Source organism: Streptomyces sp. CB02923 (assembly GCF_001905005.1).
Lineage (GTDB): Bacteria > Actinomycetota > Actinomycetes > Streptomycetales > Streptomycetaceae > Streptomyces.
Window position 1 is genome coordinate 659262 of record NZ_LWKZ01000026.1, and the last position, 22497, is coordinate 681758.

Consider the following 22497-nt stretch of genomic DNA (forward strand, 5'->3'; position numbering starts at 1 on the left):
GGCGGTCCCGCGATGCCCAAGATCGTGCACACCGACTCGGTCTTCCGCGTCGACCCGGTCAAGCCCCCGGACTACGCGGAGGCCAACCCGCTGCTGAAGCTGCTGGGCCTGGTCGAGCGCTCCCGGTTCGCCGCCGAGCGCGAACTGTACGAACCGGCCTCGCTCCAGCACCTGTTCCCGCTGCGCACGCTCGAACTGTACGGGCCCGCCTCGCCCAACCAGGACCAGCTGGACCCGGCGCAGCAGGACGACAAGACCGACTTCCAGAAGCAGAACGTCCGCGACTTCACCCTCGGCGACACCCGGGCGGTGCGCGGCTGGGCCGAGATCGGTGACTGGCGCGGGCCGTTCCTCCAGCTCTCCTACCGGGGCGGCCCGGACTCCGCGCTGTGGCGCGAGGCGGGCCAGCTCGGCGACGCCATCGGCTGTGTGCTCTCCGTCCAGGGCAGCCGTCCGGTGCCGGTCCGGGTGCCGTACGACGAGGAGAGCGACTTCTACACGATCGAACTGTGGGGCCGGGTCGGCGACGGCCTCCGCGATCTCCTCGGCCCGCGCGGCCGGACGGCACTCGACTCCGGACTCCTGCAACCCCGCCCGGACCTCGTCACCGGCCTGGGCCAGGACTTCCACCGCGACCAGATGACCAACCAGGACCTGCGGCTGGTCGCCCCGCGGCACGCCATGCACCCGGTGCTGCCCTGCTACATCGACCTGCGGTGGACCGCGAGTCCCGACGGTGCGGGCTCGGCCGACCCACCGTCCGGATCGGTGCGGCTGGGCTTCGAGATGAAGATCCGCGGCTGGGACAACTACCTCGGCGTCGGCACCAGCGCCAACCCGCACGGCGGCGTCGGCTTCCTCGAATACCGCACCCTCTTCAGCGAGTACGGCCGCTGGGCGGGCGGCGACGACCTGCGCCGCGCCCTGGAGCCGTACAACCTCGACGCGTTCGGCCGCAAGGGGCACACCACCGGGGACGTGGAGCCGTTCCTCGCCGTCACCTACATGGACCTGCACGTCCTGGACCCGGCCTGCGGCATCGGCCTGCACCGGCACCGCGACAACCAGGAGGTCTTCCTGATGCTGGAGGGCGACGGGCTGATGGTGATCGGCGACTGGGCCGACTCCGGCAGCCGGGTGCGCTCCTTCGAGGTGCGGCGGCTGCCCGCCGGCCATCTCGCGCTGCTCAAGGGCGGCAACCTGCACGGGCTGATGAACCCCGCCGACCAGCGGGCGTCCCTCTTCATGTTCGGCGGCTACGACTGATGACCGCACCCCGCGTCTCCCCCGTACCCGGCGACCCGTACCGTCTCGGCGCCCACTGGGACGGCTCCGGCACCTCCTTCGCCGTGTACTCCTCGGCGGGCGCGTACGGCGGCTCCGTCGAGCTGTGCCTGCTCGGTGCGGACGGCGAGCGGCGGGTCCCGATGGCGGTGGACTGCGACATCTGGCACACGTACGTGGCGGGCGCGCGGCCGGGCCAGGGTTACGGCTACCGTGCGCACGGCCCGTTCGCCCCCGGGCGCGGCCTGCGCTTCGACGCGTCCCGGCTGCTGCTCGACCCGTACGCGAAAGCCCTGAAGCCGACGGGGACCCGCGCGCTGCTGCCGCTGGTCGCCGACACGGCGTTCGACTGGGGTGACGACCGGGCGCCGCGCCACCCGTGGTCGCGGACGTTCCTGTACGAGACGCACGTCAAGGGCCTGACCGCGCAACACCCCGAGGTGCCCGCGCCCCTTCGTGGCACGTACGCCGGGCTGGCGCACCCCGCCGTCACCGGGCACCTGAACCGCCTCGGCGTGACGGCCGTCGAACTGATGCCGGTACAGCAGTTCCTGCCCGAACCGTTCCTCCTCGACCGCGGCCTGACCAACTACTGGGGCTACTCCACCATCGGCTTCTTCGCGCCACACGCCGCGTACAGCTCGGCGGGCCACGAGGGCGGCCAGATCACCGAGTTCAAGACGACGGTCAAAGCCCTGCACGCCACCGGCATCGAGGTGATCCTCGACGTCGTCTACAACCACACCGCCGAAGGCCCGCCCGACGACCCCACCCTGTGCTTCCGCGGCCTGGCCAACGAGATCTACTACCGGCTGGACCCGGCCGACCCGGCCCGCTACATCGACACCACCGGCACCCGCAACACCCTCAACGCGGGCCGCCCCGAAGTACTGCGCCTGATCATGGACTCGCTGCGCTACTGGGTCACCGAGATGCACGTGGACGGCTTCCGCTTCGATCTCGCCGCGACCCTGGCCCGCCAGTACGGCTACGTCGACCGCCTCGCCGCCTTCTTCGACCTGCTCTACCAGGACCCGGTCGTGAGCCGCGTCAAACTCATCGCCGAACCCTGGGACGTGGGCGCGCCCGACAGCTACCAGGTGGGCCGCTTCCCGCCGGGCTGGAACGAGTGGAACGACCGCTACCGGAACACCGTGCGCGACTTCTGGCGGGGCCGCCCGGCCGTCGGCGACCTGGCGAGCCGGATCGCCGGCTCCTCCGACCTGTACGCCCCCGAGCGGCGCGGCCCGGACGCCTCCATCAACTTCGTCACCTGCCACGACGGCATGACCCTGACCGACCTGGTGACCCATGCGCGCAAGCACAACGAGGCCAACGGCGAGAACAACCGGGACGGCACCGACGACAACCGGTCCGCCAACTACGGCGTCGAAGGCCCCACCAGGGACCCGGCCATCATCTCCGTACGCGAACGCCAGCGCCGCAACATGCTCGCCACCCTCCTCCTCTCACAGGGCTGCACGATGCTCCACGGCGGCGACGAACTCGGCCGCACGCAGGGCGGCAACAACAACGCCTACTGCCAGGACAACCCGACGAGCTGGTACGACTGGTCGGCACCCACCCCCCTCACCGACTTCGTGCGGCGGGTGATCGCCCTGCAACACGACCACCCGGTACTCCAACGCACCACCTTCCTGACGGGTTCCGGCGATCCCCCGGACATCGCCTGGTACGACCGCGACGGCCGCCCGATGAGCCCGGCACGCTGGGACGACCCCGCCACCCGCTTCCTCGCGTTCCTCCTGGCGGGAGAGCGCGCGACAGCACCGGACACCGACGTCCTCGCCCTCCTCAACTCCGGCGCAGACGCGGTCGACTTCGCCGTACCCGGACGGACCGGAGCGGTGTACGAGGTCGTACTGGACACCACCGCGCCGGACGGCGCTCCGGCGGCCTCCGCCACGCTCAAGGCCGGAGACGTGTGCACCGTGCCCGCGCGCACGGTGCTGGTCGCGACGGCGGCGCTGCCACCCGGCTGACAGCGCCCGTAGAGTGCGCGGAGCAGCACTCCACCGCAGGCCAGCAAACCAGGGAGACCGGCGATGCCCGCCACCAGACCGTCGCAGTCCCTTCCCCTCGCGGCGACCGTACTCACCGGCACGATCGCGCTCTACATAACCCTCGTAGCATTCGGCAACATCACCGACTTCGGCACCAACCAGGCTTTCGTCCAGCACGTCCTGGCCATGGACACCACTTTCAAGGACCCCGACCTGATGTGGCGGGCCGTCGAATCACGCACCCTGCAGAACATTGCCTATGTTCTGATCATCATCTGGGAGACGGCCGCGTCGCTGGTACTGGTCACGGGAACCGTACTGTGGGCGCGGGGGCTGCGAGGGCCCGCCGGACACGCCGGTGCGCGGCGGGTCAGCACCATCGGGCTGCTGATGGTCCTGCTGCTCTTCGGCGCGGGGTTCATGGCGATCGGCGGCGAGTGGTTCTCGATGTGGCAGTCGAAAAGCTGGAACGGCCTGGACGCGGCGGCGCGGAATGTGATGCTGGCGGGGGTGGCACTGGTGGTGGTCCAACTGCGGGGCACAGACGAACGATAGCGCCATGAGGAAAGCAGCCCTCTTCCGGATGGTGTACGGAAGAGGGCTGTGCGGTGTGGTGTTCCTGATCAGCGGCTCATGATCCCGTGATCTTCATCGTAGATACCCTTGGCTGAGCTGTGGATTCTCAGCAGATCCCGATCCTCCAAGCGAAACAACACGCCGGAACGGTCGACACGCTGCCAGACCTCCCCTGGGTCAAAAGGCGTGCACTCAGTGATCTGATAACCGTCATCGACCAACTTGGCGACCGTTCGGGAGAACTACGGAACACGCTCGCGCACGTACCACCCCGAAGCACTGGGCAGAGGGATCATGTCAGGCCCGCACTCGATCTACAGGTGTCCTAGCCTCTCCTTGCCGGTGAATCCCGGCTGCAGTTCGCCGTAGAGGCATTAGATCGGATCCGGGTGCTGCTTCGCGAACGCTTCGGGCTCGCCCCAGTCAGCGCCAGGGCCGGTTCTACCTGTGCGGGAGGGCTCTTCCCCGTCCATGAGTATCGCTCCGGCTGACTGTTGTCAGCGCCAGCCAGGAGGAATGCCGGCCACCTGCCGCAGCAAATCCCAGCCTTCGGGACGGCATTCAGGGTCGAGCCACTCGGCGCCTGTACCCACCCAGTAACCGCGGACTTCCCACACCTGCTCCAGGTCGGTGTCCTGCAGACCTGCCTGTGCGCCGCAGCATCGGCAGGTGGCGGAGGTGGGCCGCCCGCCTTCACGAAAGACCGTGCCATCCGAGTAACCACAGACGCGGCACACGTCCTCACGTTCTCCATTGTTTGCCATATACATCCTTTCGCTCGGCAAGAGACGTCGGAGTGTCTTGCCTGGATTCCGCGAGCACCGGGCGGGCAGCGATCAGGGATCGATGCCCGCCCGAGGCTTCTGCCAGGGGTTCAGACCTTCGGAGTGCGCGTTTTCATCCCGCCCGGTCCATCACCACTCACACCGCGCTTCGACTCAGCGCCACTCCGGCGGAATACTGGCCATCTGCCGCAGCAGGTCCCAGCCTTCAGGCTTGCGCGTTGGATCGGTCCACGGAGCACCCTGCCCCACCCAGTACCCGCGAAGCCCGCGTACGCCTTCGAGAATGTAGTCATTAAGACCGGCCTCTGCCCCGCAGGCCGAGCAGATATCGTTGTTGGGGCAACCATTCTCCCAGCGAGGCTCACCGTCGTCGTAGCCACAGACGCGGCATACGCTTTCGATATCGTCGATGTTATCCATGCTCTCCTCCAATCAACGCCCACGCTCCGACCCGAAATGCTTTTGCGCCCTTATGTGCTCTTCCAGCGTCTTCTCCTTAAACCCATCCGGGTTTTCGGGAGACTTTGGAGTGGGCCTGTACATGCTAGAGGGAACCCCGTCCTTGGTGAACGCTGTCAGCGTGTTGGTCTCTTTTTCGTAGACAGCCCATCCCGAATCGTTACCCTTGTTATCTTTCCGGTCAAACACCCGGTACCCATTCGGCGGAGGACCTGGATCGGTGTACTTCCGATAGCTGTGAGCCTTCGTCACGTATTGACCTATCCGGCCCATCTCGGGAAACTCTCGTGCGTGCTTTTCCCAGTGTTTCGTTGCAAGCTGGATGCGTGTCTTGTTCTTCTTTTCGGCCCAGATCTTGGCGGGCCGCCCGGCATCGCGATTGGCCCGCAGGTAGGCCAGGAGGGTGGACGCACCCTTCTGGCCGATTTCATTCTCAAGGGCCTGGATGCCTTCCTTCGTTCCCAGCTTGAGACCGCTCCTGGGGCCCTTGAAGCTCTTGCTTCCTTCCCCCAACTTGCCCAGGAGGACAGCCGTGCAGGAGGCGTCGGCGTCGGCCTCCATGCCGCGGACGCCGTAGGTGAAGCAGTTGAACCCGTCGAAGTACTCACCGAGACCCGGGAAGTAACCGGCCCAGTCGCTGCCCTGCTGGAAGTCGTCGAGCGGATGGTCGGGGTTGAAGAACTTCTCCCAGAAGCCGCGGGTGTCGTCATTGTTCATGACGGCCCGCATCTGGTCCTCCAGGATCTGGAGGTCGTTGTAGTCCTGTTGCGCCTGCTTGTCCCGCAGGACCGCCTTCGCCTCCTCGTCCAGCAGGTGGTCCACGCGCTCGATGGTCTCGAGGACGGCCTTTTGGGCCTCGGCGCGGTCCTTGCCGGCCGCCTCGGCGGACTTACGGGCGGCAGCGGCCGCGGTCCATGCCTCGTCCGCAGATGCCTGAGCCGACTCGGCCGACAGCTCGGCACGTGCCGCGGCGTTGGTGGCCTTGACCGCGGCCTGGTGGGCGTCGGCCTCGGCCTTACGGGCCGTCTTCGCCGACTCCATGGCGCGGGCGGCGGACGCATCGGCGTCCTTGGCCGACTGCCGGGCCTCGGCCAGGTACTTGTCGGCCAGCCGGGAGGATTCCTTGGCCCGGTCGGCTGCCTTGTCCGCTTCGGCCGCGGCGTTATCGGCTCGGTCCGCGTACTCAGCCGCCTTGGACGCGTCGTACTGGGCCTGCGCCGCGACCCTGGAGGCACCGGCGATCAGACTCTGGACCCGGGCGACATGGGTGGTGGTGAGCCGGTCCCTCCGCTGGGCCGTGTACTGCCCGCTCTTGATGAAAGCGTGCACCAGTTCCGGCGGGCCCTCCATGGCGATCCGGGCCGCACTCTTGACCTCGGGGCCACCGGAGTTCATCAGCTGCATGGTGCGGACGCGATCGTCCGCGCTCCGTGCGTTTTGCTGGCCCGTTGTCAGGAATTCCTGGAGCTTGGCGGGCGTGTTCTCGTTCATCGCGGCCTGGGCGGCCTTCTTGACCTCCGGCCCGCCGACGCTGGCGATCTGCATCACGCTGACGCGGTAGCTGGACGCCGCTGCCCGATACTGGCCCGAGGCCAGGAACGCACTGATCTGCTCGGCGTTTCCGCCGAGGGCTTTCTCGGCCTCCGTGCGCACCTGTTCCGTCAGGCCTTCGCGTGCCAGACGTTGGACGCGGGCGCGGTCGTCACGCCGGGTGCCGTCCTTCCAGCCGGACCGAATGTAGTCGCGGATGTCCTCGTCCGAGCCGGCCAGGGCCACCTCTGCGGTGGTCCTGCTCCACGAGCCACCGGTCTTCATCGCCAGGAAGGCGACCTTACGGCCCTTGGCCGCCACCTCCTTGAGGTCCGCTCCGGACTTGGCGGCCTCGGCCACCAACCGTGTGGCCTCGGTGTCGAGTTCCTTGGCGTCCTTGAGCCGCTGAGCCTGTTCAGCCTTGCCCTCGTCATAGGCAGCCTTCAGGTCCCGGGCCGCGGCTGTCGCGGAGGCCGTCCGCGACTTGAGGTCCTCGTCCTCCATCTTGCGCGCAAGGTCGTAGGTCTCACGAGCCTTCTTCACCGCATCCGCGGCGGTGTCGGCAGCGGCCTGGGCGGCCTTGGCGTGCCGCCTGGTCTCTTCGGCGGCCTTGGCCGATTCCCCGGCATGCTTGGCGGCCTCTTCCGCCTCCCGCGCCGCCTCCCTGGCCTGGTCGGCGGCCTTGGCGACGAATGCCCTCGCCTGGCTCGCCGCGCGTGCCGATTGCTGCGCGAGCGCCTGCGAGGCCCTGGCCGCGCGGCTCGACTCGGCGGCATGCCGACGTGCCTGGGCCGCTGCGGCCTTGGCACGGGAAGCCTGGGCCCCCGCGGTGCCGGAGTAGCCGCTGGCTCGTTCGGCCTCGCTCGCGGCAGCGTCCGCGTTTGCGCTGGCGCTCAGGGCCGCGTTTGTTGCTTCCGTCGTTTGGCTCTGGGCCTCGATCAGATCGTCGAGTGCCTCTCTGACGACGTCGGTGGCGTACGCGGCGTTCCGGGCATCCTGCGCGGCCTTGCGGGCGTCGGCTGCCTTTCCTGCGTCCCTGGAAGCACCGGCTGCCGCGTTGCGGGCCCGTGCCGCGGCGTTGGCGGCGCTGGCCGCCGCGGTGGCCGCCTGCGAGGCGGCGGCGGAGGCGATCCGAGAGGCCCGGTTGGCTGCCTGGGCCGCGGTGATGGCTTGCTGTGCGGCGCTTGCCGCGCCCCTGGCCGCCTGAGCGGCTTCGCTCGCGGCGGCTGCGGCCGAGGAGGAGTTCTTGCGGGCGTCCTCGGCTGCGTCAGCCGCGCGCTTCGCCGCGTCCTTGGCCTCCTGCGAGGCCTTCTGCGCACGTTCGGAGGTCTGCTTGGCGGCCTTGGTCTCACGCTGGGCCGCGGCACCCGCCTCCTTGGCCTGCTGGGCCAACTGCGCGACGGTGGCCTGCTCCTGATCCCGGGCGCGGGCCACGTGCTGGCCCACGGTCAGGAACTCCCGGATGTCGTCCATGGAGCCCCGGATCGCGAGGTTGGCGGCCTCCTTGGTCGCCGGGCCCCCGGTACTCATGATCTGCATGAGACGCACCCGGTCGTCGGCGTCCCGTGCGTTGTACAGCCCCTTTTCGAGGAAGTCGGCAACGCCGGTGATCGAACCGTTGAGAGCTTCCTGGCCCTGCTTCTTGACCTGGGGGCCGCCGACGCTCATGGCCTGCATGAGCCGAACCCGCTGGTCGCTTTCGAGCGGTTTCTTCCAGCCGTCCTTCAAAAAGGCACGGACCTGGGCCGGGTCGCGGGTACCCATGGCCTTCGACGCCGCCGCCTGCACCTGTTCGCCGCCGAGGGACGACATCTGCATTGCCGTCACACGGTCGTCACTGGCTTCGGCGAAAGCCTGTTCGTTGCCCAGGAAGAGGCGGACTTCGTTGTCACCACCCATGAGAGCGACCTCGGCCGCGGCCTTGACCGCTGGCCCTCCGCTCTTCCACAGCTCGACAATACGTCCCCGATCGGTCGCCGGAATGGGGCTGCCGCCCTCGTCATCCCAGTCGGCCGCGAAAGCGGGGGAGGCTCCCGGTGTCCCGATCAAAACCGCCAGGGACAGCAAGCCCAGGGAAGTTGCACGTATACCGTGCACCATTCTCCCTCTCGCTTTGTCCATTCGGACTCTTCGTCTCACGAAGCAGACCCTTCTTGCTAGTTGCACTCTGCCGTTACCGGAGCGGTGAGCATAACGTGCCTGGTCAGAGCCGTTTCGCAAGAGACTGGCAAGGAGCCTGAAGGGGTATCATGACGCCGACACCCATGTCCAATTCGATTGACACCATCGCGCGTTCCCCAGGACACGGTTGTACCGCAGCACTTCATTGTTGTCTTTTCGTTATCAGGCACCTCCGGCCGAAACACCGCCGGCCATCGGTGTAACGTTTACCCCGCCCTTTATCTCTTCACTACTCCCGTGCGGCTGTTGTCGGCGCCGCAAAACTTTCGGAAGGACCCCTGGTGGTATTTCGCGCGCGTAGAACTGCGCTCATTGGAGTAATCGGCACGGCCACGGCACTGGCGGGTGTGTGCGCCTTGTCCAGCGCCCAGGCTGCCCCGCAGCCCTCGGGCGACACCGCGCAGCACGTCACTTCCGACGCTCTCCCGCCCTATGCGGTGGAGAGCTTCCAGTACCCCGGCGCGGAGAAGATCTTCAAGGAGACGGGGATCCGGCTGGCGAAGGGAGACGGCCACATCGTCCTGAGCCAGTGCTCCGGACAGGACTGGAACATCCGCGTATGGACGACCCAGCAAAAGGAAAGCAATGATTACTGCTTCAAAGCCACTGCCAAGTCCGGCTATCTCGCACTGAAGATCCCCGAGGTCTACGGCGTCCAGGCGATGGACCGGGCCGTGCGCGCGACCGTCACTTCTGACAAGGAGCAGAAGCGCGTCGATGTGGCCGCATGGCAAACGGAGCAGGTCGGCGTCAGCGACATGTCCTCGGGCCACCCCGGCAAGCCCGCTGTTCTGGTCGAGCTGCGTGTCGGGCAGTGAAACACCCGGCCGTCACACGAATCGCCTGACCCGGCGTCGGTGACGACGGTGCCGCTGTACAACCACCAGATGTACGGCGGTGCACTCCGCGCACGGGCAGCGCAGGAACCCCGCACCTGCACTGCGAGCGAACACACGCAACGTCAACTGCGGGCCACGTTTTCAGGAAAGCACAGAACAACATGTTGAGTAGACGCCTGCGAGCAACCTGGGCGACCGGGCTCTTGACCACCGCTGTCGCCGTCGGCGCACTGGCCTCCGCCTCACCCGCCCAAGCCGTCACCGGAGCCGCCGCCACCGACGGGACGTACGCGTTCACCGCCAAGCTGGACATCGGCAACGGCACGCGCAGCTGCTCCGCAACGCTGGTCGATGCGCAGTGGCTGGCCACCGCCGCCAGTTGCTTCGCCGACAACCCCGCCGAGAGCCTGAAGGTCTCCGCGGGCGCGCCGAAGCTGAAGACCACCGCCACCATCGGCCGCACCGATCTGAACAAGACCGGCGGCAGCGTCACGGACGTCGTCGAGCTGGTCCCCCGCGGTGACCGGGACCTGGTGATGGCCAGGCTCGCCAAGCCCGTCACCGGCATCGCCCCTGCCGCTGTCGGCACCGCCGCCCCGCGTCAGGGCGAGGACCTCACCGCGAGTGGCTACGGCCGTACCAAGGACCAGTGGGTCCCCGACCGCCTGCACAGCGCGAAGTTCTCGCTGCAGTCCGCGCAGGACACCTCGGCGAACATCGCGGGCGCTTCGGCCGGTGCCACCGTCTGCGCCGGCGACACCGGCGGCCCCGTTTTCCGTGAGCAGGACGGCCGCTACGAGCTCGCCGGAATCAGCCACCGTTCCTGGCAGGGCGGTTGCTTCGGCAACGAGGACGAGAAGCGCACCGACGCCGTCATCACCCGCACGGACGACGTCGCGGGCTGGATCCAGCAGATCCGTCTGTCGACCCTGGTCCCCGGCGTCACCTCGGTCATGACAACGGCCGACTTCAACGGCGACGGCCGCACCGACGTCGCAGCCGTGACCAAGGACGGCAACCTCCACGCCTTCTACGGCCGCGCGGACGGAACCTTCGAGTACGGCCGTCCGCTGTGGAAGCTGGACGGCGGCTGGAAGGGCATGTCGAAGATCATCGGTGGTGACTTCGACGGCGACGGGCACGCCGACATCGCCGCCGTCTGGGGCAACGGCTCGCTGCGCCTGTACAAGGGCGATTCCAAGGGCACGCTGGCTGCGAACAAGCCGATGTGGCAGGACGAGAAGACCAACTGGAACGACATGGTCCAGCTGGTCCGCTTCAAGTCCGGTACCTCCAACCGCGACGGCCTGCTCGCCGTGTGGGGCGGCGGCCCCAAGGGCGCGCTCTACGCCTACGACGCCGGCCCCAGCGGCGCGCTGAACGGCACGAAGCGCAACATGTGGCGGGACGACTCCTGGCAGCACATGGCGAAGATCGCCACCGGTGACTTCAACGGCGACGGCCGCGACGACATCGTCGCCGTCACGAACGTCGGCGGTCTGACCCGCTACACCCGCTTCGACAGCAAGACCGGCGGCGGCCTCAGCGAGGGCGTGTCGATGTGGCACGACAACGGCTGGAGCGGCACCCAGATCCTGCTGGCCGGCGACTTCGACGGCGACGGCAAGACCGACATCGGCTCGCTGTGGAGCAACCAGCAGCGTTTCAACTTCTACAAGGGCGACGGCAACGGCAACATCGCGACCGGCACCCACGCCTGGCCGCGTATCTCCTGATCCTCGACCGGTGACCCTGGTGGCGTACGGCAACTCGACGTACGCCACCGGCGGTTCACCGGTCTGCGAAGGGCCGTGTCCGGGGGTGACGCAAGAGAGGGCAACCGCTGGGGCGGACACCTCTTCCCAGTCGCAGCCTGAACTCGACTGGCCCTCGCCTCACCTTCGCCAGAACAGGTGGTGCGTCACACCGCTCGGGCTGGGCACGACCTCCAGGTGGAACCGGTCGAGCAGTTCATCGGGGGAATCCCAAAGGCGTAGTCCGGACCCGAGCTTTACCGGGGAGACCGCCACATGCATGGTGTCGACGAGGCCGGCGTCGAGGAACTGCCGGATGGTGGTGACCCCTCCGCCGAGTCGGACGTCCTGGCCTCGCGCCGCTTCCCGCGCACGTTCGAGGACCGTGGCCGGGGCGCCGTCGACGAAGTGGAACGTGGTGTCGGAGAGCGTGATCGACGGACGCTCGTGGTGGGTCATGACGAACACCGGAGTGTGGAACGGGGGCTCCTGGCCCCACCAGCCGCGCCACTCATGGTCCTGCCAAGGCCCGCGCTGAGGGCCGAACTTGTTGCGGCCCATGATCTCGGCTCCGATGTTGCGTGCGAAGTCCCGCGTGAAGTAGTCGTCGAGGCCCCGGCTCCCGCCTGCATCCGTGCGCATGGGCCAGCTCGCCGTGGCTCCGGCCCAGGCGAACAGCCTCTCGGGGTGGTCGTGGCCGAACGGCCGCTCCAGGCTCTGGTGCTCACCGGCACCGAATCCGTCGCTCGACAGGGCGAAATTCATGACTCTCAGCAGTTGATGCATGTGTTTCCTCGTCAGTTCCTGTCGCGTCGTCGTGTGGCGAGGCGCCACACATCATGACGTCGAACGGGACGCGGCCGGATCGACAGCGGCCCGCACATTTTCCCGAGGCACCTCAGGAAGCGGCCTATTGACGGTGTGCGTGGCCGACGCGTACGGCATCGCGGCGGGGCGACCATTCACCTGCGTCACCACTCGATGCGATAGCCGGTCAGCCATGTGTCGGCGCCGTCGCCGCCGTGTGTGATGCTGCGCGGCAGCATGATGTCGCGGACCAGGCGCCGCATCGTTCCCGGCGCCGCCCGGCGGGCCATGAGTGCGCTGTGTGCCACCACCCGTTCCACGCGTGCGCGGCGCAGTTCCTCGTAGGCGCCGAACGCGCGTCGGGGTTCGTGCTGGTCACGCAGGCACTTGGCCAGTACGACGGCGTCCTCGACGGCCATCGAGGCGCCCTGGGCCGCGTTGGGTGCGGCGGCGTGCGCCGCGTCGCCGATGATCACCATGGTGTCGGAGAACCACTGCGGGGTGGTGGCGAGGTCGTAGGCATGGGAGCTGATGATGTGGTCGCCGGTGGCGCGGACGATGTCGGAGGCCGGGGTGCGGTCGCCTTCGAGGAGGGCGGTGAGGCGCTGCCGCCACTGGTCGGCCGTGACCGCTGCCAGGTCCTGCCGGGACCGCTCGGGGCCCGGCACGTTGGCGAACCACCACACCTCGCCGTCGGGCGCCGCCGTGCAGCCGAAGAAGGTCCGCCTGCCGTAGATCATGGTGTAGGTGTCGGGCGCGGAGGGCGGCTTGACGTCGCGGGTGTAGCCGCAGACGGTGTTCTGGCCGGTGTAGCGCGGGCGGGGCGCCGCCGGGTCGATCATCTTGCGGACGACCGAGTGGATGCCGTCGGCGCCGATCAGCAGATCGCCCTCGGCGCGGCTGCCGTCCGCGAAGGAGGCCACCACCCGGCGGTCGCTGACGGTCTCCGCGGCGACCAGCCGCTTGCCGTGCCGTACGGGAATCCCGCGGCGGCGCGCCTCGTCGTGCAGCACGCGGTAGAGAGTGGCGCGGGTGAGCGTGCGGGGGCCCAGGTCCGCCTCCGCGACATAGCCCGCGAGCGGGCGTTCGCCGAGCCGCTTTCCCGTACCGCTGAGGAACTCCACCCGCTCCGCGGGGAAGGAGTTGGCGACCACCGGGCCGTGGGCGCCGATGACGCGCAGTGCCTCCAGGCCGTTGGCGAAGACGACGAGGAAGGCGCCGACGTCGTCGGCGCCTTCCTCGTACGCCTCGAAGACCTCCGCGTCGATACCCGCTTTCCGCAGGGCCATCGCGGTCACCGCTCCCGCGATGCCACCACCGATGATCAGAGCCTTGGTCATGGCGCTCTCCCAGGTGAATCGCCGGCCGGCGACACGCGGAGCCGCGCCGCCTCCGTCCACGATGCCGCCGGGGCGGGACGGGAGCCAGACCTCGTACGGGGGCGGCCCTACCGGGTTCGGGAACCAGCCGGGCTCCCGGCGGGCCATGGGTCGGCGGGGAGAGCGGTGAGGGCAGGCTCCACCACGGCGTCGGGCGTGCGCAGCCAAGTCCGGGGCTCGCCGTCCCCGGTGAGCGACATCCCGAACTCGCTGAGCGGTGGCCGGCCGGCCGCGGCGTACTCCTGCCAGACCTCCAGCAGTTCGGCCCACAGGTCGCGGCCGCCGCCGTAGACCGCGGCCCAGCCGTCCTCGGCCAGGACTCCCGCCCCGGCCCCGTCCCACAGGAAGACCCGCTCAGACGAGCCGGTCATGTGGACCCCCGGCAGGCGGGTACCGGCGTACAGGCCGAAGGCCGGGGTCGCGAACGCGCTCAGCTGGTTCTCGTGGAGCAGCTTGTGACAGTGCCGCGGGGTGGTCCCGTCCACCTCGGCCGAGACCGTGGACCGGTGGGAACGCATCGGCATGTACGAGGCGCCCCCGTGGAGCGTCCCCGTGACAGCCCCTGTCCTGGTGTCCTTCTCGAACCGGGCCAGGAGGCCGGAGTGGAAATCGCGCACCAGAGGGGCCACCAGGACGCCGCCCGGCGGCAGCTGGCTCAGGAGCGCGGGCGGGACCGTGCGCAGTGCGCAGGTTGCGATGATCCGGTCGTACGGTGCGCATGGCGCCCAGCCGGCCGCGCCGTCCGTGACGTGAACGGCCGGCGCCAGCCCGGCCCGCGCGAGGTTCTCGCGGGCCTGCGCCGCCAACGTCCCGTCGATCTCGACCGACGTGACGTTCGCGTCACCGATGCGCAGACAGAGCTTCGACGCCACGTCCCCGGTCGCCGTACCGATCTCCAGGGCCGTCATCCCGTCCCGGAGACCGAGCAGGCCGAGCATCTTCGCGGCCATGGACGGCATGGAGTTGGACGAGGTGGCCACACCCGGCCCATCGGTGCGGCCGTCGTCCACCTGGGTCACCACGGGCGAGTCACTGTAGGTCAGCCGGTACCGCGCGCCCGCGTCCGTCACGGGCTCGCACCGGTCCGGCCGCTGAACCCAGACCCGCTCCGGCAGCCAGTGCTCGCGGGGGATGCGCTCCCAGATCCCGCGCCATGGCGGCGCGAGCATGCCGTACGCGGCCAGCTTGCCGGTCAGGGCGGCCTGCCCTTCGTGAACCCGCGGCTGAACGGTCGTCACAGTCGCAGGTCTTCATCCACGAGCACCTTGCCGTTGCCGTCCGGGGACGGCGGGTTCGGCGGTGGTGTCCACGGCTTATCGCTCGGCGGGCCGGCGTGCTTACCGTCGTCGGCCAGGATCGCCATGCGGATTCCGCGCACGAGGTACCTCCTTCCGTCATGACCTTGCGGTCTTGTTCGTGACAGTAGAGGAACGCTCTGCTTCGCGGTGCGGAGAGGGGAAAGCGGACCGGGGGTGGGGCTGGGGGCTTGTCAGAGCTGATGCGGGCAAAGGTGAGTAAAGTTGGCGGTTGGCGCTTGAGGAGGCGCGGGTCAGGGTTTGTGGTCCCCGCGAACGCGGGGATGGTCCTCTCAGGGCGGGGACGATCACCTCGCCGCCCGGCGTGGTCCCCGCGTGGGCGGGGGTGGTCCCGAGCTGGGAGGTGTGGCCGCCAGAGTTCTCCCGTAGTCCCCGCGTGCGGGGCTCCCCCGAAGCCGACCGCCCCGCCCCTGCGTCGGCAGAGGCGGGGCATCACATCAGCGGCCAGCAGCAGCTCCGGGCGCCACAATCACCCCCAAGCCCCCGTCACCCCCCATCAAAGCTCACCCCGCCGCATAAACATCCTCCACATACCGCCCCGCGTCCGTCAGTTCGCTTAGCCACGTCTCTGCCTGCTCCTCCGTGGCGCCCGTGCGGGCCGTGTGCAGGGTGCGGAAGGCGGCGCGGACGCCTGGGGCCATGCGGCTGCCGTCGCCGCAGACGTATACGCGGGCGCCGGCGTCCAGGAGGGCGCCCACCTCGTCGGCTTCGGCGGTGATGCGGTGCTGGACGTAGCGACAGTCGTTCTCCGGCTGGGTGCTGAAGGCCGGGCGGAGGGATATCGCGCCGGTGGCCTCGGCCGCCCGCAGTTCCTCGGCGTGGAGGTAGTCGGCTTCGGGGGCGTCGCATCCGAAGTAGAGGAGGGCGGGGACCGGTTGGCTCCCCGATGCGGCGGCCACTCGGTCGGCTATGGCGCCGCGGAAGGGGGCCAGGCCGGTGCCGGCCGCGATCAGGATGACGGGTGTCCGGTCGGTCGGGTCGAGGCGGAACGCCTCCCGGCAGGGCTGGACGCGGGCCAGGACGGTGTCGCCGGGGCGGAGGGTGTGCAGGTGGCCGGAGCCGGTGCCGCCGGGCAGCAGCGACACCATCAGGTCGGCGTGGCGCGGGTCGGCGGCGGGTGAGGAGGAGAGGGAGTAGTGGCGGATGCGCAGGGCGGGCAGCAGGTCGAGGAGGACCGGCCAGGGCAGCTCGCCGCGCAGTGCCGGGTACGCCTCGACGAGGCCGAGGATGCTGCGCGGGTCGTTGGAGGCGACTGCCTGGAGGGCGGCGCGCTCGGGCGGGCAGGGGTTGTGGGCGGCGAGGGTGGTGAGTTGCTCGGGGGTCGGCCGGGCGCCCAGTTCCAGGTGGTTTGTGAAGAGTTGACGTACCGTCAGCGGCCGGTCCACGGGGAGGGTGTCGCGGCCTGCGCGCCCCGCGCCCGCGCGGATGTCGAGGATGGTGTCGAGGTCCACGCCCAGGACGTGTGCCGCGCGCTCGACCGCCGCGGGAGCGTTCGCCGGGAGTACGGCGAGGTGGTCGGCGGTGCGGTAGGTGACGCCGTCGGGCAGGGTGAGGCGCAGGAAGCGCTTGACCCGGGGGTGGCCGGGGGCGGTGAGGTCGCGGGCTTCGGTGACGGTCATCGGCTGGAGGCCGTGGCGGGCGGCGAGCGCGTCCAGGGGGCCGCCGGTGACCTCGCGGACGGTGTAGGACGTGTCCGTGGCGTCGGCCGCCGCGCTCGCGCCGATGGTCGCGGGGTCGCCGTAGCGCACCAGCAGTTCGGTGCGCAGCGCGGCCGTGAACGCCTTCACCGCGCCGTTGAGGTCGCCTGAGGCGTCGGCCTCGCCGCGCGGCAGCAGCCGCTCGGCGCCGAGGGCCGCCAGCCGCTCGTCGAGGAGGGTCGGTACGCGCTGGTAGGTGGCGGCCCAGTTGCGGTCGCCGACTCCGAGGACGGCGTACGGCACTCCGTCGGCCTGTGCTTCCTCGCTGCCGATCCACTCCATGAAGTGTGCCGCGTCGTCGGTCGGGCGGCCGTTGTAGGAGGCGGTGACGATCACGACCGGGCGGTCGGTGGGGAGTGCGCCGGCCGCGGCGTCCAGCGGGGCCACTTCGGTGGTGAAGCCCAGGCCGGTGGCTTCGTCGGCGATGCGTTCGGCGAAGTCGCGGCAGGTGCCGTAGTTGGTGCCGTGGAGGAGCAGCAGGCCGGTGTCCTGCCGGGCCCGCGTGGGCAGGCCGTCGTCCGCGCCGGGCTGCGGGCCGTCCGGTGCCGCTCCGCCGCCGGGCAGTACCGCCAGCGCGGCGCGCAGGGCCGCCCGGTCCGCGGGCGTGCGCCTGCCGAGGGTGAGTGTGAACTCGTCCGGCTTGAGGGTCAGCGTCTCCTTGATGCGCAGCTGGTAGTCCGCGTGGTCGATGAGGCGGTAGCGGTGCACCAGCATGGCGAGCAGCATCGTCGCCTCGTGCAGCGCGAACTGGCGGCCGATGCAGGCGCGTTCGCCCGTACCGAAGGGCTTGTACGCGTGCGGGGAGCGGGCCGCCTCGGCCTCCGGCGCGAACCGTGTGGGGTCGAACAGCTCGGGGTTGTCGCCCCAGACCGGGTCGCGGTGCAGCATCGGTGTGAGGACGGTGACCAGTTGGCCCGCCTTCAGCGGGTAGCGGCCGCCGAGCAGGGTGTCCGTACGGGCCTGGCGGGTGAAGGCGGCGGCGGTGGGCCACAGCCGCAGCGCCTCGTTGAGGACCTGCCGGGTGTAGGGCAGCCGCCCGATGTCCTCGAAGGCCGGGTCGGGGTCGGCCTGGTCGCCCCACAGTTCGTCCGCCTCGCGCTGGGCCATGCGCAGCGCGGCCGGGTCCTTGAGCAGGTGGTGGAGGGCGAAGGAGAGCGCGCCGGAGGTCGTCTCGTGGCCGGCGATGAGGAAGGTGATGACCTGGTTGCGGATGTTGGCGAGGTCGAGGGTCGTGCCGTCGTCGGGGTGGGTGGCGCCGAGCATCAGGCCGAGGAGGTCGTCGGAGGTTTCGGGGGTGCTGCCGTCCGTACCCGTACGGGTGGCGATGACCTCGTCCACGACCGAGGCGAGGTAGTCGGCGTCGGCCCGGAAGGCGGCGTCCTCCTCGGTGTGGTCGCCGTCCGGGTCCCGGCCCATCCGGGTCATGCTCCATTCCAGGCAGCGGACCATCGCCTCGACGAAGGGGTGCGGGGTGTCGCGGGAGAACGATTCGAAGTCGAAGCCGAAGCCGGCCAGGCCGATGGTGTCCAGCGTCATGCGGGTCATGTCGTCGGGGACGTCGACGGGCGTCCCGTCGGCCGCGCGCCGGTCCCAGCTGCCGAGTACCCGGCGTGCCACTTCCAGCATCGCGGGGTGGTAGGTGCGCATCGAGCCGAGCGCGAAGGCCGGCATGAGGATGTCGTGCGCCTTGGCCCAGTTCGGTTCCTCGTTGTACGCGGTGAACAGGCCGTCCCCGGCGAACTCGCGGACGTTCTCCAGGGCGATCGAGACGCCCTTGGCGAAGCGGTCCTCGTCGGCCAGTTCGGTGACCAGCTCCAGGGAGGAGACGAGCGTCGTCTCATGGCCGTGGAACCGCCGCCGGTACACGGGCCCGAGCTTCCGGGCCAGGTCCATGGCCTGCTGGAGGGGCGTGGAGGTGAATCCGGTGGCGGACAGGTCGACGACCGGCACCTCCTCGGACAGGCGCACCGCGCCCTCGGCTGCTTCGAACGTGATCGTCTCGGTCATGACTCAAGCGTGACCCGCCCGGTGTACCGTGCGACGCCGGGTAACTGCATGATTGTGCAGTGGTTTTTCGCTGTCCGCTCTTGCGGCCGGACCGGAGAAGGAGCAATGGACGAGGCGACGGCGGACGGTTCGGCGGGCCCGTACCTGGGGGGTCCGTGGCGCAATTACTTCCTGATCCTGCTGGACCGCATCCCGGTGCCGACCGCCGTGTGCGACGCGCACGGCGAGGTGCTGATCGCCAATCCCGCGATGGCCGCCGAGTGGGGCGCGGCCCCCGGACAGCTGCGCGGCCGCAACCTGCTGGAGCTCTTCCGGCCCCGTTCCCAGCCGCAGATGGACCGGCTGATCGACGCGCTGCGCCTGGGCCGCAGGTCCCGGTACCCGGTCGGGGTGAGCTGGCGGGCCGGCGCGAACGGCGGCGAGCGGGAGGGTGAGTTGACGGTCGATCCGGTCGGCGACCCGTCGGAGGATCTGCCCGTCCTGCTGGCTCTGCTCCGCGTGTACGAGGACGCGTCGCCCGCCCCGGCCCCGGCGCGTGACGCGGCCAGTCCCGTCGAGACCCGTATCCTCGCGCTGGCCGCGTCCGGTGCCACCACCTCGGCCATCGGCAGCAACCTCGGTCTCACCGTCGACGGCGTCAACTACCACCTCACCCGTCTCGCCCGGCGCTGGCGCGTCCAGGGCCGGACCGCCCTGGTGGCGAAGGCGTACGTGCTGGGGGTCCTGGCCCAGGGCGTATGGCCGCCGGCTGCGGCCGCGCCGGTGCCGCCGGGAGGGCAGGGGGCGCCTCGGGAGGGGGCGCCCGAGGGCCCGTCCTCCCCTGATCCCGGCTGTCGCAAAGATCCACGAAGCCGCCCGAAACACCCCCTGTCCGGCCGTGCGGGAGACGAGTAGCGTCGGGCGCCCTTCTTCCGTACGGAGGGTGTCCTGCCATGGCCGACACCGTGAGTCACACGCAGTACGAGAGGTACGAAGGCGGCAGCCCGGAGGCGGAGCGGGTGGTCTTCGAGGAGCTGGCGCGGCAGCTGATGCGGGTGCAGCTCGCGAACCGCAAGAGCGGCGGGGCGCAGGGTGTCGAGCGGGCCTTCCACGCCAAGGCGGTGCTGGGGGTGGAGAACGCCCGGCTGCAATTCGACGCGGCGCTGCCGGCCTCGCTGACCTCCGGTTTCGTGCAGCCCGGCGCGCAGTACCCGGCCGTGGTGCGGCTGTCGAACGCGAGCGGTACGGCGCAGCCGGACATCGCGCCCGATCTGCGGGGAATCGCCGTACGGGTCGAGGTGTCGGCGGAGGAGACGCACGATCTGCTGGCGACCAGCTTCCCGGTGTCGCACGCGCGCAACGCGCGGGAGTTCGTGGCGTTCGCCAAGGCGATGGCCGGGGCCGACAGCACCGTGCGGAAGGCGTTCGGGCTGCTGGTGAAGCTGCCGCTGGCGGTGGGCTGGAGCACGGCGGCGCGGATGCGCCGCAACGTGCAGGCGGCCACCCGGCACGTGGTCGGGTCGCTGGCCCGTGAGACGTACTGGAGCCGGGGCGCGGTCATGTGGGGCGAGGCCGGTCCGGTCCGCTACCAGCTGCGGCCCGCGGCGGGCGGCGCGCCCGCGCCGCGGCCGGACCGGCACGACCCCGACCTGCTGCGCCACGAGCTGGCCGGGCGGCTGGCGCTGGCGGACGTCGAGTTCGAGCTGTGTGTGCAGCGGTACGTGAGCGAGGAGCGCACCCCCGTCGAGGACGGGGCGGCGCAGTGGCGGGAGGCGGACGCGCCGGTGGTCCCGGTCGGGCGGCTGACGATCCCGCGGCAGGACGTCACCACCGCCGAGGCCCGCTCCGCGGCCCGCCGGGTGGAGGCGACGGCGTTCAACCCGTGGCACACCACGGACGCGTTCCGCCCGCTGGGCAACCTGAACCGGGCGCGCAAGGCCGCGTACCGGGCGAGCGCCGGGCACCGGCTCGGCACCCGGTTCCGTACGGAGGAACCGCTGCGCAACACCGTCGTCGGCGTGCCGGTGCGGGCCGTCTTCCGGACCGTGAACCGGTATGTGCCGTGGCACCGGCTGCCGCTGAACCTGAGTCTGCTCAACCTGGTGGCGCTGCGGCAGGCGCTGCGCCGCTTCAACCTCATCGACACCGAGGCCCCGGAGGCGCCGCCGCAGGCCGTGCCGGTGCCGGAGGCGGTGGACGAGGGCGCGCGGACGGCCCGTACGTACGACGGTTCGTCCACCGACCTGTCGGAGCCCCGGATGGGCGCGGTCGGCTCCACGTTCGGCCGCAACCTGCGGCCGGTGTACCGGCCGGACCTGGACATCGTCCCGAACCCGGTGACGGCCGCACGCCAGTTGCTGCACCGCGGGGCGTTCCGGCCCGCGCCCTCGCTGAACATCCTCGCGGCGGCGTGGATCCAGTTCCAGGTGCACGACTGGGTCAACCACCGGCGGTACCGGACCGGCGAGCGGGCGGTGGAGATCCCGATGCCGCCCGGCAGCGCCTGGACGAACACGCCCGGCGGGCCGCCGGAGGACGTGATGCGGTTCGCCGAGAACATCGGCGTCGAGCGGTCCGGTGAGCCGCCGCTGCTGTTCACCAACACCACCTCTCCGTGGTGGGACGGCTCGGAGGTGTACGGCGGCGACGAGGCCACCGCGCGCTCGCTGCGCGAGCCGGACAGCGCCAAGCTGCGGCTGGAGGACGGCCACCTGCCGGTCGGCGCCAACGGCATCCCGCTCACCGGCTTCAACGAGAACTGGTGGCTGGGTCTGAGCGTGATGCACACGCTCTTCGCCCGGGAACACAACGCGCTGTGCGACGCGCTGCACGCCGAGTACCCGGCGATGGGCCAGGACCGGATCCACCACACGGCCCGGCTGATCGTCTCGGCGCTGATCGCGAAGATCCACACGGTGGAGTGGACCCCGGCGATCCTGGCGACCGAGGCCATCGACGTCGGCCTGAAGACGAACTGGCAGGGCCCGCCGGACAAGTGGCTGAGCAAGCTGGGTCTGTGGCTGGTCGAGAGCCACGCCCTGCGCGGCATCCCCGAAACCCTGCCGGACCACCACAAGGTGCCGTATTCCCTGACGGAGGACTTCGTCACGGTCTACCGGATGCACCCGCTGATCCCGGACGACTACGAGCTGCGCGAGCACCGCTTCGGGCAGCGCGTGGAGACCGTCACGTTCGACGACATCCAGGGCACGGCGGCCGAAGGGGTGGCCCGCAAGACCGGGCTGACCGACACGCTGTACTCCCTCGGCATCGCCCATCCCGGCGCGATCACGCTGCACAACTACCCGCAGGCGCTGACCCGCTTCGAGCGGGACGGGGAGATCATCGACCTGTCGGTGGTCGACCTGGTACGGACCCGGCGGCGCGGCGTGCCGCGCTACAACGACTTCCGCGCCGGGCTGCACAAGCCGCGGGTGCGCCGTTTCGAGGACATCAGCTCCGACCCGGAGACGGTCGCGCAGCTCAAGGAGGTCTACCGGAACGTCGACGAGGTCGACACCATGGTGGGGCTGTTCGCCGAGAACCCGCCGGAGGGCTTCGGCTTCAGCGACACCGCCTTCCGGGTCTTCATCCTGATGGCGACCCGGCGTATCCAGTCGGACCGGTTCCTGACCGTCGATTTCCGGCCGGAGCTGTACACGCCGCTCGGTATGGACTGGATCGCCCGCGGCGGTATGAACTCGGTCATTCTGCGGCACTGCCCGGAGCTGGCCGCGATGCTGCCGCGCGGCGCGAGCGCCTTCGCGCCGTGGCGGCCGGTGCTCCCGGGGCGCGACGGCGGCGCGGGTTCGTGAGGGACGCGTCCGCGGTGCGCGGGGCCCACCGGGTCCCGCGCAGCCCTGTGTAAAGCACACGTAAG

General features: G+C 70.1%; 15 protein-coding genes. 7 read left to right on the forward strand and 8 right to left on the reverse strand.

Going from position 1 to position 22497, the window contains the following annotated elements:
* The first annotated feature begins 12 nt into the window (after positions 1–12).
* From A6A06_RS34395 to A6A06_RS34405, 3 genes are all read left to right on the forward strand, one after another.
* Positions 13–1266, forward strand: coding sequence for a hypothetical protein (locus A6A06_RS34395; RefSeq protein ID WP_073766916.1), 1254 nt, complete (start codon positions 13–15; stop codon positions 1264–1266).
* Positions 1266–3287: a glycogen debranching protein GlgX gene (gene glgX / locus A6A06_RS34400; RefSeq protein WP_073766917.1), complete on the forward strand. Its 2022-nt coding sequence runs from the start codon at positions 1266–1268 to the stop codon at positions 3285–3287. The genes A6A06_RS34395 and glgX overlap by 1 nt, the downstream gene beginning before the upstream one ends.
* A 63-nt stretch (positions 3288–3350) precedes the next feature.
* Positions 3351–3863, forward strand: coding sequence for a DUF2165 domain-containing protein (locus A6A06_RS34405; protein ID WP_073766918.1), 513 nt, complete (start codon positions 3351–3353; stop codon positions 3861–3863).
* Positions 3864–4381: 518 nt separating this feature from the next.
* On the opposite strand, the gene A6A06_RS34410 is transcribed toward A6A06_RS34405, so the two are convergent.
* The 3 genes from A6A06_RS34410 to A6A06_RS34420 all read right to left on the reverse strand — a co-directional run bounded on the left by A6A06_RS34410 (position 4382) and on the right by A6A06_RS34420 (position 8725).
* Positions 4382–4648 carry a hypothetical protein gene (locus tag A6A06_RS34410; RefSeq protein ID WP_073766919.1) on the reverse strand — a complete coding sequence of 89 codons (267 nt, stop codon included), beginning with the start codon at positions 4646–4648 and terminating at the stop codon, positions 4382–4384.
* A gap of 174 nt (positions 4649–4822) precedes the next feature.
* Positions 4823–5089, reverse strand: coding sequence for a hypothetical protein (locus A6A06_RS34415; RefSeq protein WP_073766920.1), 267 nt, complete (start codon positions 5087–5089; stop codon positions 4823–4825).
* Between the two features lie 12 nt (positions 5090–5101).
* A complete protein-coding gene (locus A6A06_RS34420) occupies positions 5102–8725 on the reverse strand; it encodes a hypothetical protein (RefSeq protein ID WP_199931356.1) in 3624 nt (1207 codons plus the stop codon).
* A gap of 470 nt (positions 8726–9195) precedes the next feature.
* On the opposite strand from A6A06_RS34420, the gene A6A06_RS34425 reads away from it, so the two are divergent.
* Positions 9196–9657, forward strand: a complete 462-nt coding sequence (locus A6A06_RS34425; protein ID WP_079194579.1) for a hypothetical protein — start codon at positions 9196–9198, stop codon at positions 9655–9657.
* A gap of 224 nt (positions 9658–9881) precedes the next feature.
* A complete protein-coding gene (locus A6A06_RS34430; RefSeq protein WP_242441099.1) occupies positions 9882–11414 on the forward strand; it encodes a trypsin-like serine protease in 1533 nt (510 codons plus the stop codon).
* A gap of 159 nt (positions 11415–11573) precedes the next feature.
* Here A6A06_RS34430 and A6A06_RS34435 read toward each other — a convergent pair whose 3' ends face one another.
* The 5 genes from A6A06_RS34435 to A6A06_RS34450 all read right to left on the reverse strand — a co-directional run bounded on the left by A6A06_RS34435 (position 11574) and on the right by A6A06_RS34450 (position 18638).
* On the reverse strand, positions 11574–12218 hold the full coding sequence (locus tag A6A06_RS34435; RefSeq protein ID WP_073766923.1) for a dihydrofolate reductase family protein: 645 nt from the start codon (positions 12216–12218) through the stop codon (positions 11574–11576).
* 185 nt (positions 12219–12403) lie between these two features.
* A complete protein-coding gene (locus A6A06_RS34440; protein ID WP_073767238.1) occupies positions 12404–13579 on the reverse strand; it encodes an FAD-dependent monooxygenase in 1176 nt (391 codons plus the stop codon).
* 107 nt (positions 13580–13686) lie between these two features.
* The gene (locus tag A6A06_RS34445) at positions 13687–14856 is read right to left on the reverse strand and encodes a methyltransferase domain-containing protein (RefSeq protein ID WP_242441100.1); all 1170 of its coding nucleotides are present in this window, start codon (positions 14854–14856) and stop codon (positions 13687–13689) included.
* A complete protein-coding gene (locus A6A06_RS42390; RefSeq protein WP_199931357.1) occupies positions 14853–14996 on the reverse strand; it encodes a hypothetical protein in 144 nt (47 codons plus the stop codon). The genes A6A06_RS34445 and A6A06_RS42390 overlap by 4 nt, the downstream gene beginning before the upstream one ends.
* A gap of 441 nt (positions 14997–15437) precedes the next feature.
* A complete protein-coding gene (locus A6A06_RS34450) occupies positions 15438–18638 on the reverse strand; it encodes a bifunctional cytochrome P450/NADPH--P450 reductase (protein ID WP_073766924.1) in 3201 nt (1066 codons plus the stop codon).
* A 105-nt stretch (positions 18639–18743) separates the two neighbouring features.
* Here A6A06_RS34450 and A6A06_RS34455 point away from each other — a divergent pair, with 105 nt between their 5' ends.
* Positions 18744–19532 (forward strand): PAS domain-containing protein, encoded by a 789-nt coding sequence (locus A6A06_RS34455; protein WP_079194555.1) that lies wholly within the window; start codon positions 18744–18746, stop codon positions 19530–19532.
* Positions 19533–19570: 38 nt separating this feature from the next.
* Positions 19571–22432 (forward strand): peroxidase family protein, encoded by a 2862-nt coding sequence (locus A6A06_RS34460; protein WP_073766925.1) that lies wholly within the window; start codon positions 19571–19573, stop codon positions 22430–22432.
* The last annotated feature ends 65 nt before the right edge of the window (positions 22433–22497 follow it).

Bases quoted from the DNA above. Each gene is read 5' to 3' on its own strand.
- A6A06_RS34395 (WP_073766916.1), top strand. From the start codon at position 13: ATGCCCAAGATCGTGCACACCGACTCGGTCTTCCGCGTCGACCCGGTC.
- glgX (WP_073766917.1), top strand. From the start codon at position 1,266: ATGACCGCACCCCGCGTCTCCCCCGTACCCGGCGACCCGTACCGTCTC.
- A6A06_RS34405 (WP_073766918.1), top strand. From the start codon at position 3,351: ATGCCCGCCACCAGACCGTCGCAGTCCCTTCCCCTCGCGGCGACCGTA.
- A6A06_RS34410 (WP_073766919.1), bottom strand. From the start codon at position 4,648: ATGGCAAACAATGGAGAACGTGAGGACGTGTGCCGCGTCTGTGGTTAC.
- A6A06_RS34415 (WP_073766920.1), bottom strand. From the start codon at position 5,089: ATGGATAACATCGACGATATCGAAAGCGTATGCCGCGTCTGTGGCTAC.
- A6A06_RS34435 (WP_073766923.1), bottom strand. From the start codon at position 12,218: ATGCATCAACTGCTGAGAGTCATGAATTTCGCCCTGTCGAGCGACGGA.
- A6A06_RS34440 (WP_073767238.1), bottom strand. From the start codon at position 13,579: ATGACCAAGGCTCTGATCATCGGTGGTGGCATCGCGGGAGCGGTGACC.
- A6A06_RS34450 (WP_073766924.1), bottom strand. From the start codon at position 18,638: ATGACCGAGACGATCACGTTCGAAGCAGCCGAGGGCGCGGTGCGCCTG.
- A6A06_RS34455 (WP_079194555.1), top strand. From the start codon at position 18,744: ATGGACGAGGCGACGGCGGACGGTTCGGCGGGCCCGTACCTGGGGGGT.
- A6A06_RS34460 (WP_073766925.1), top strand. From the start codon at position 19,571: ATGGCCGACACCGTGAGTCACACGCAGTACGAGAGGTACGAAGGCGGC.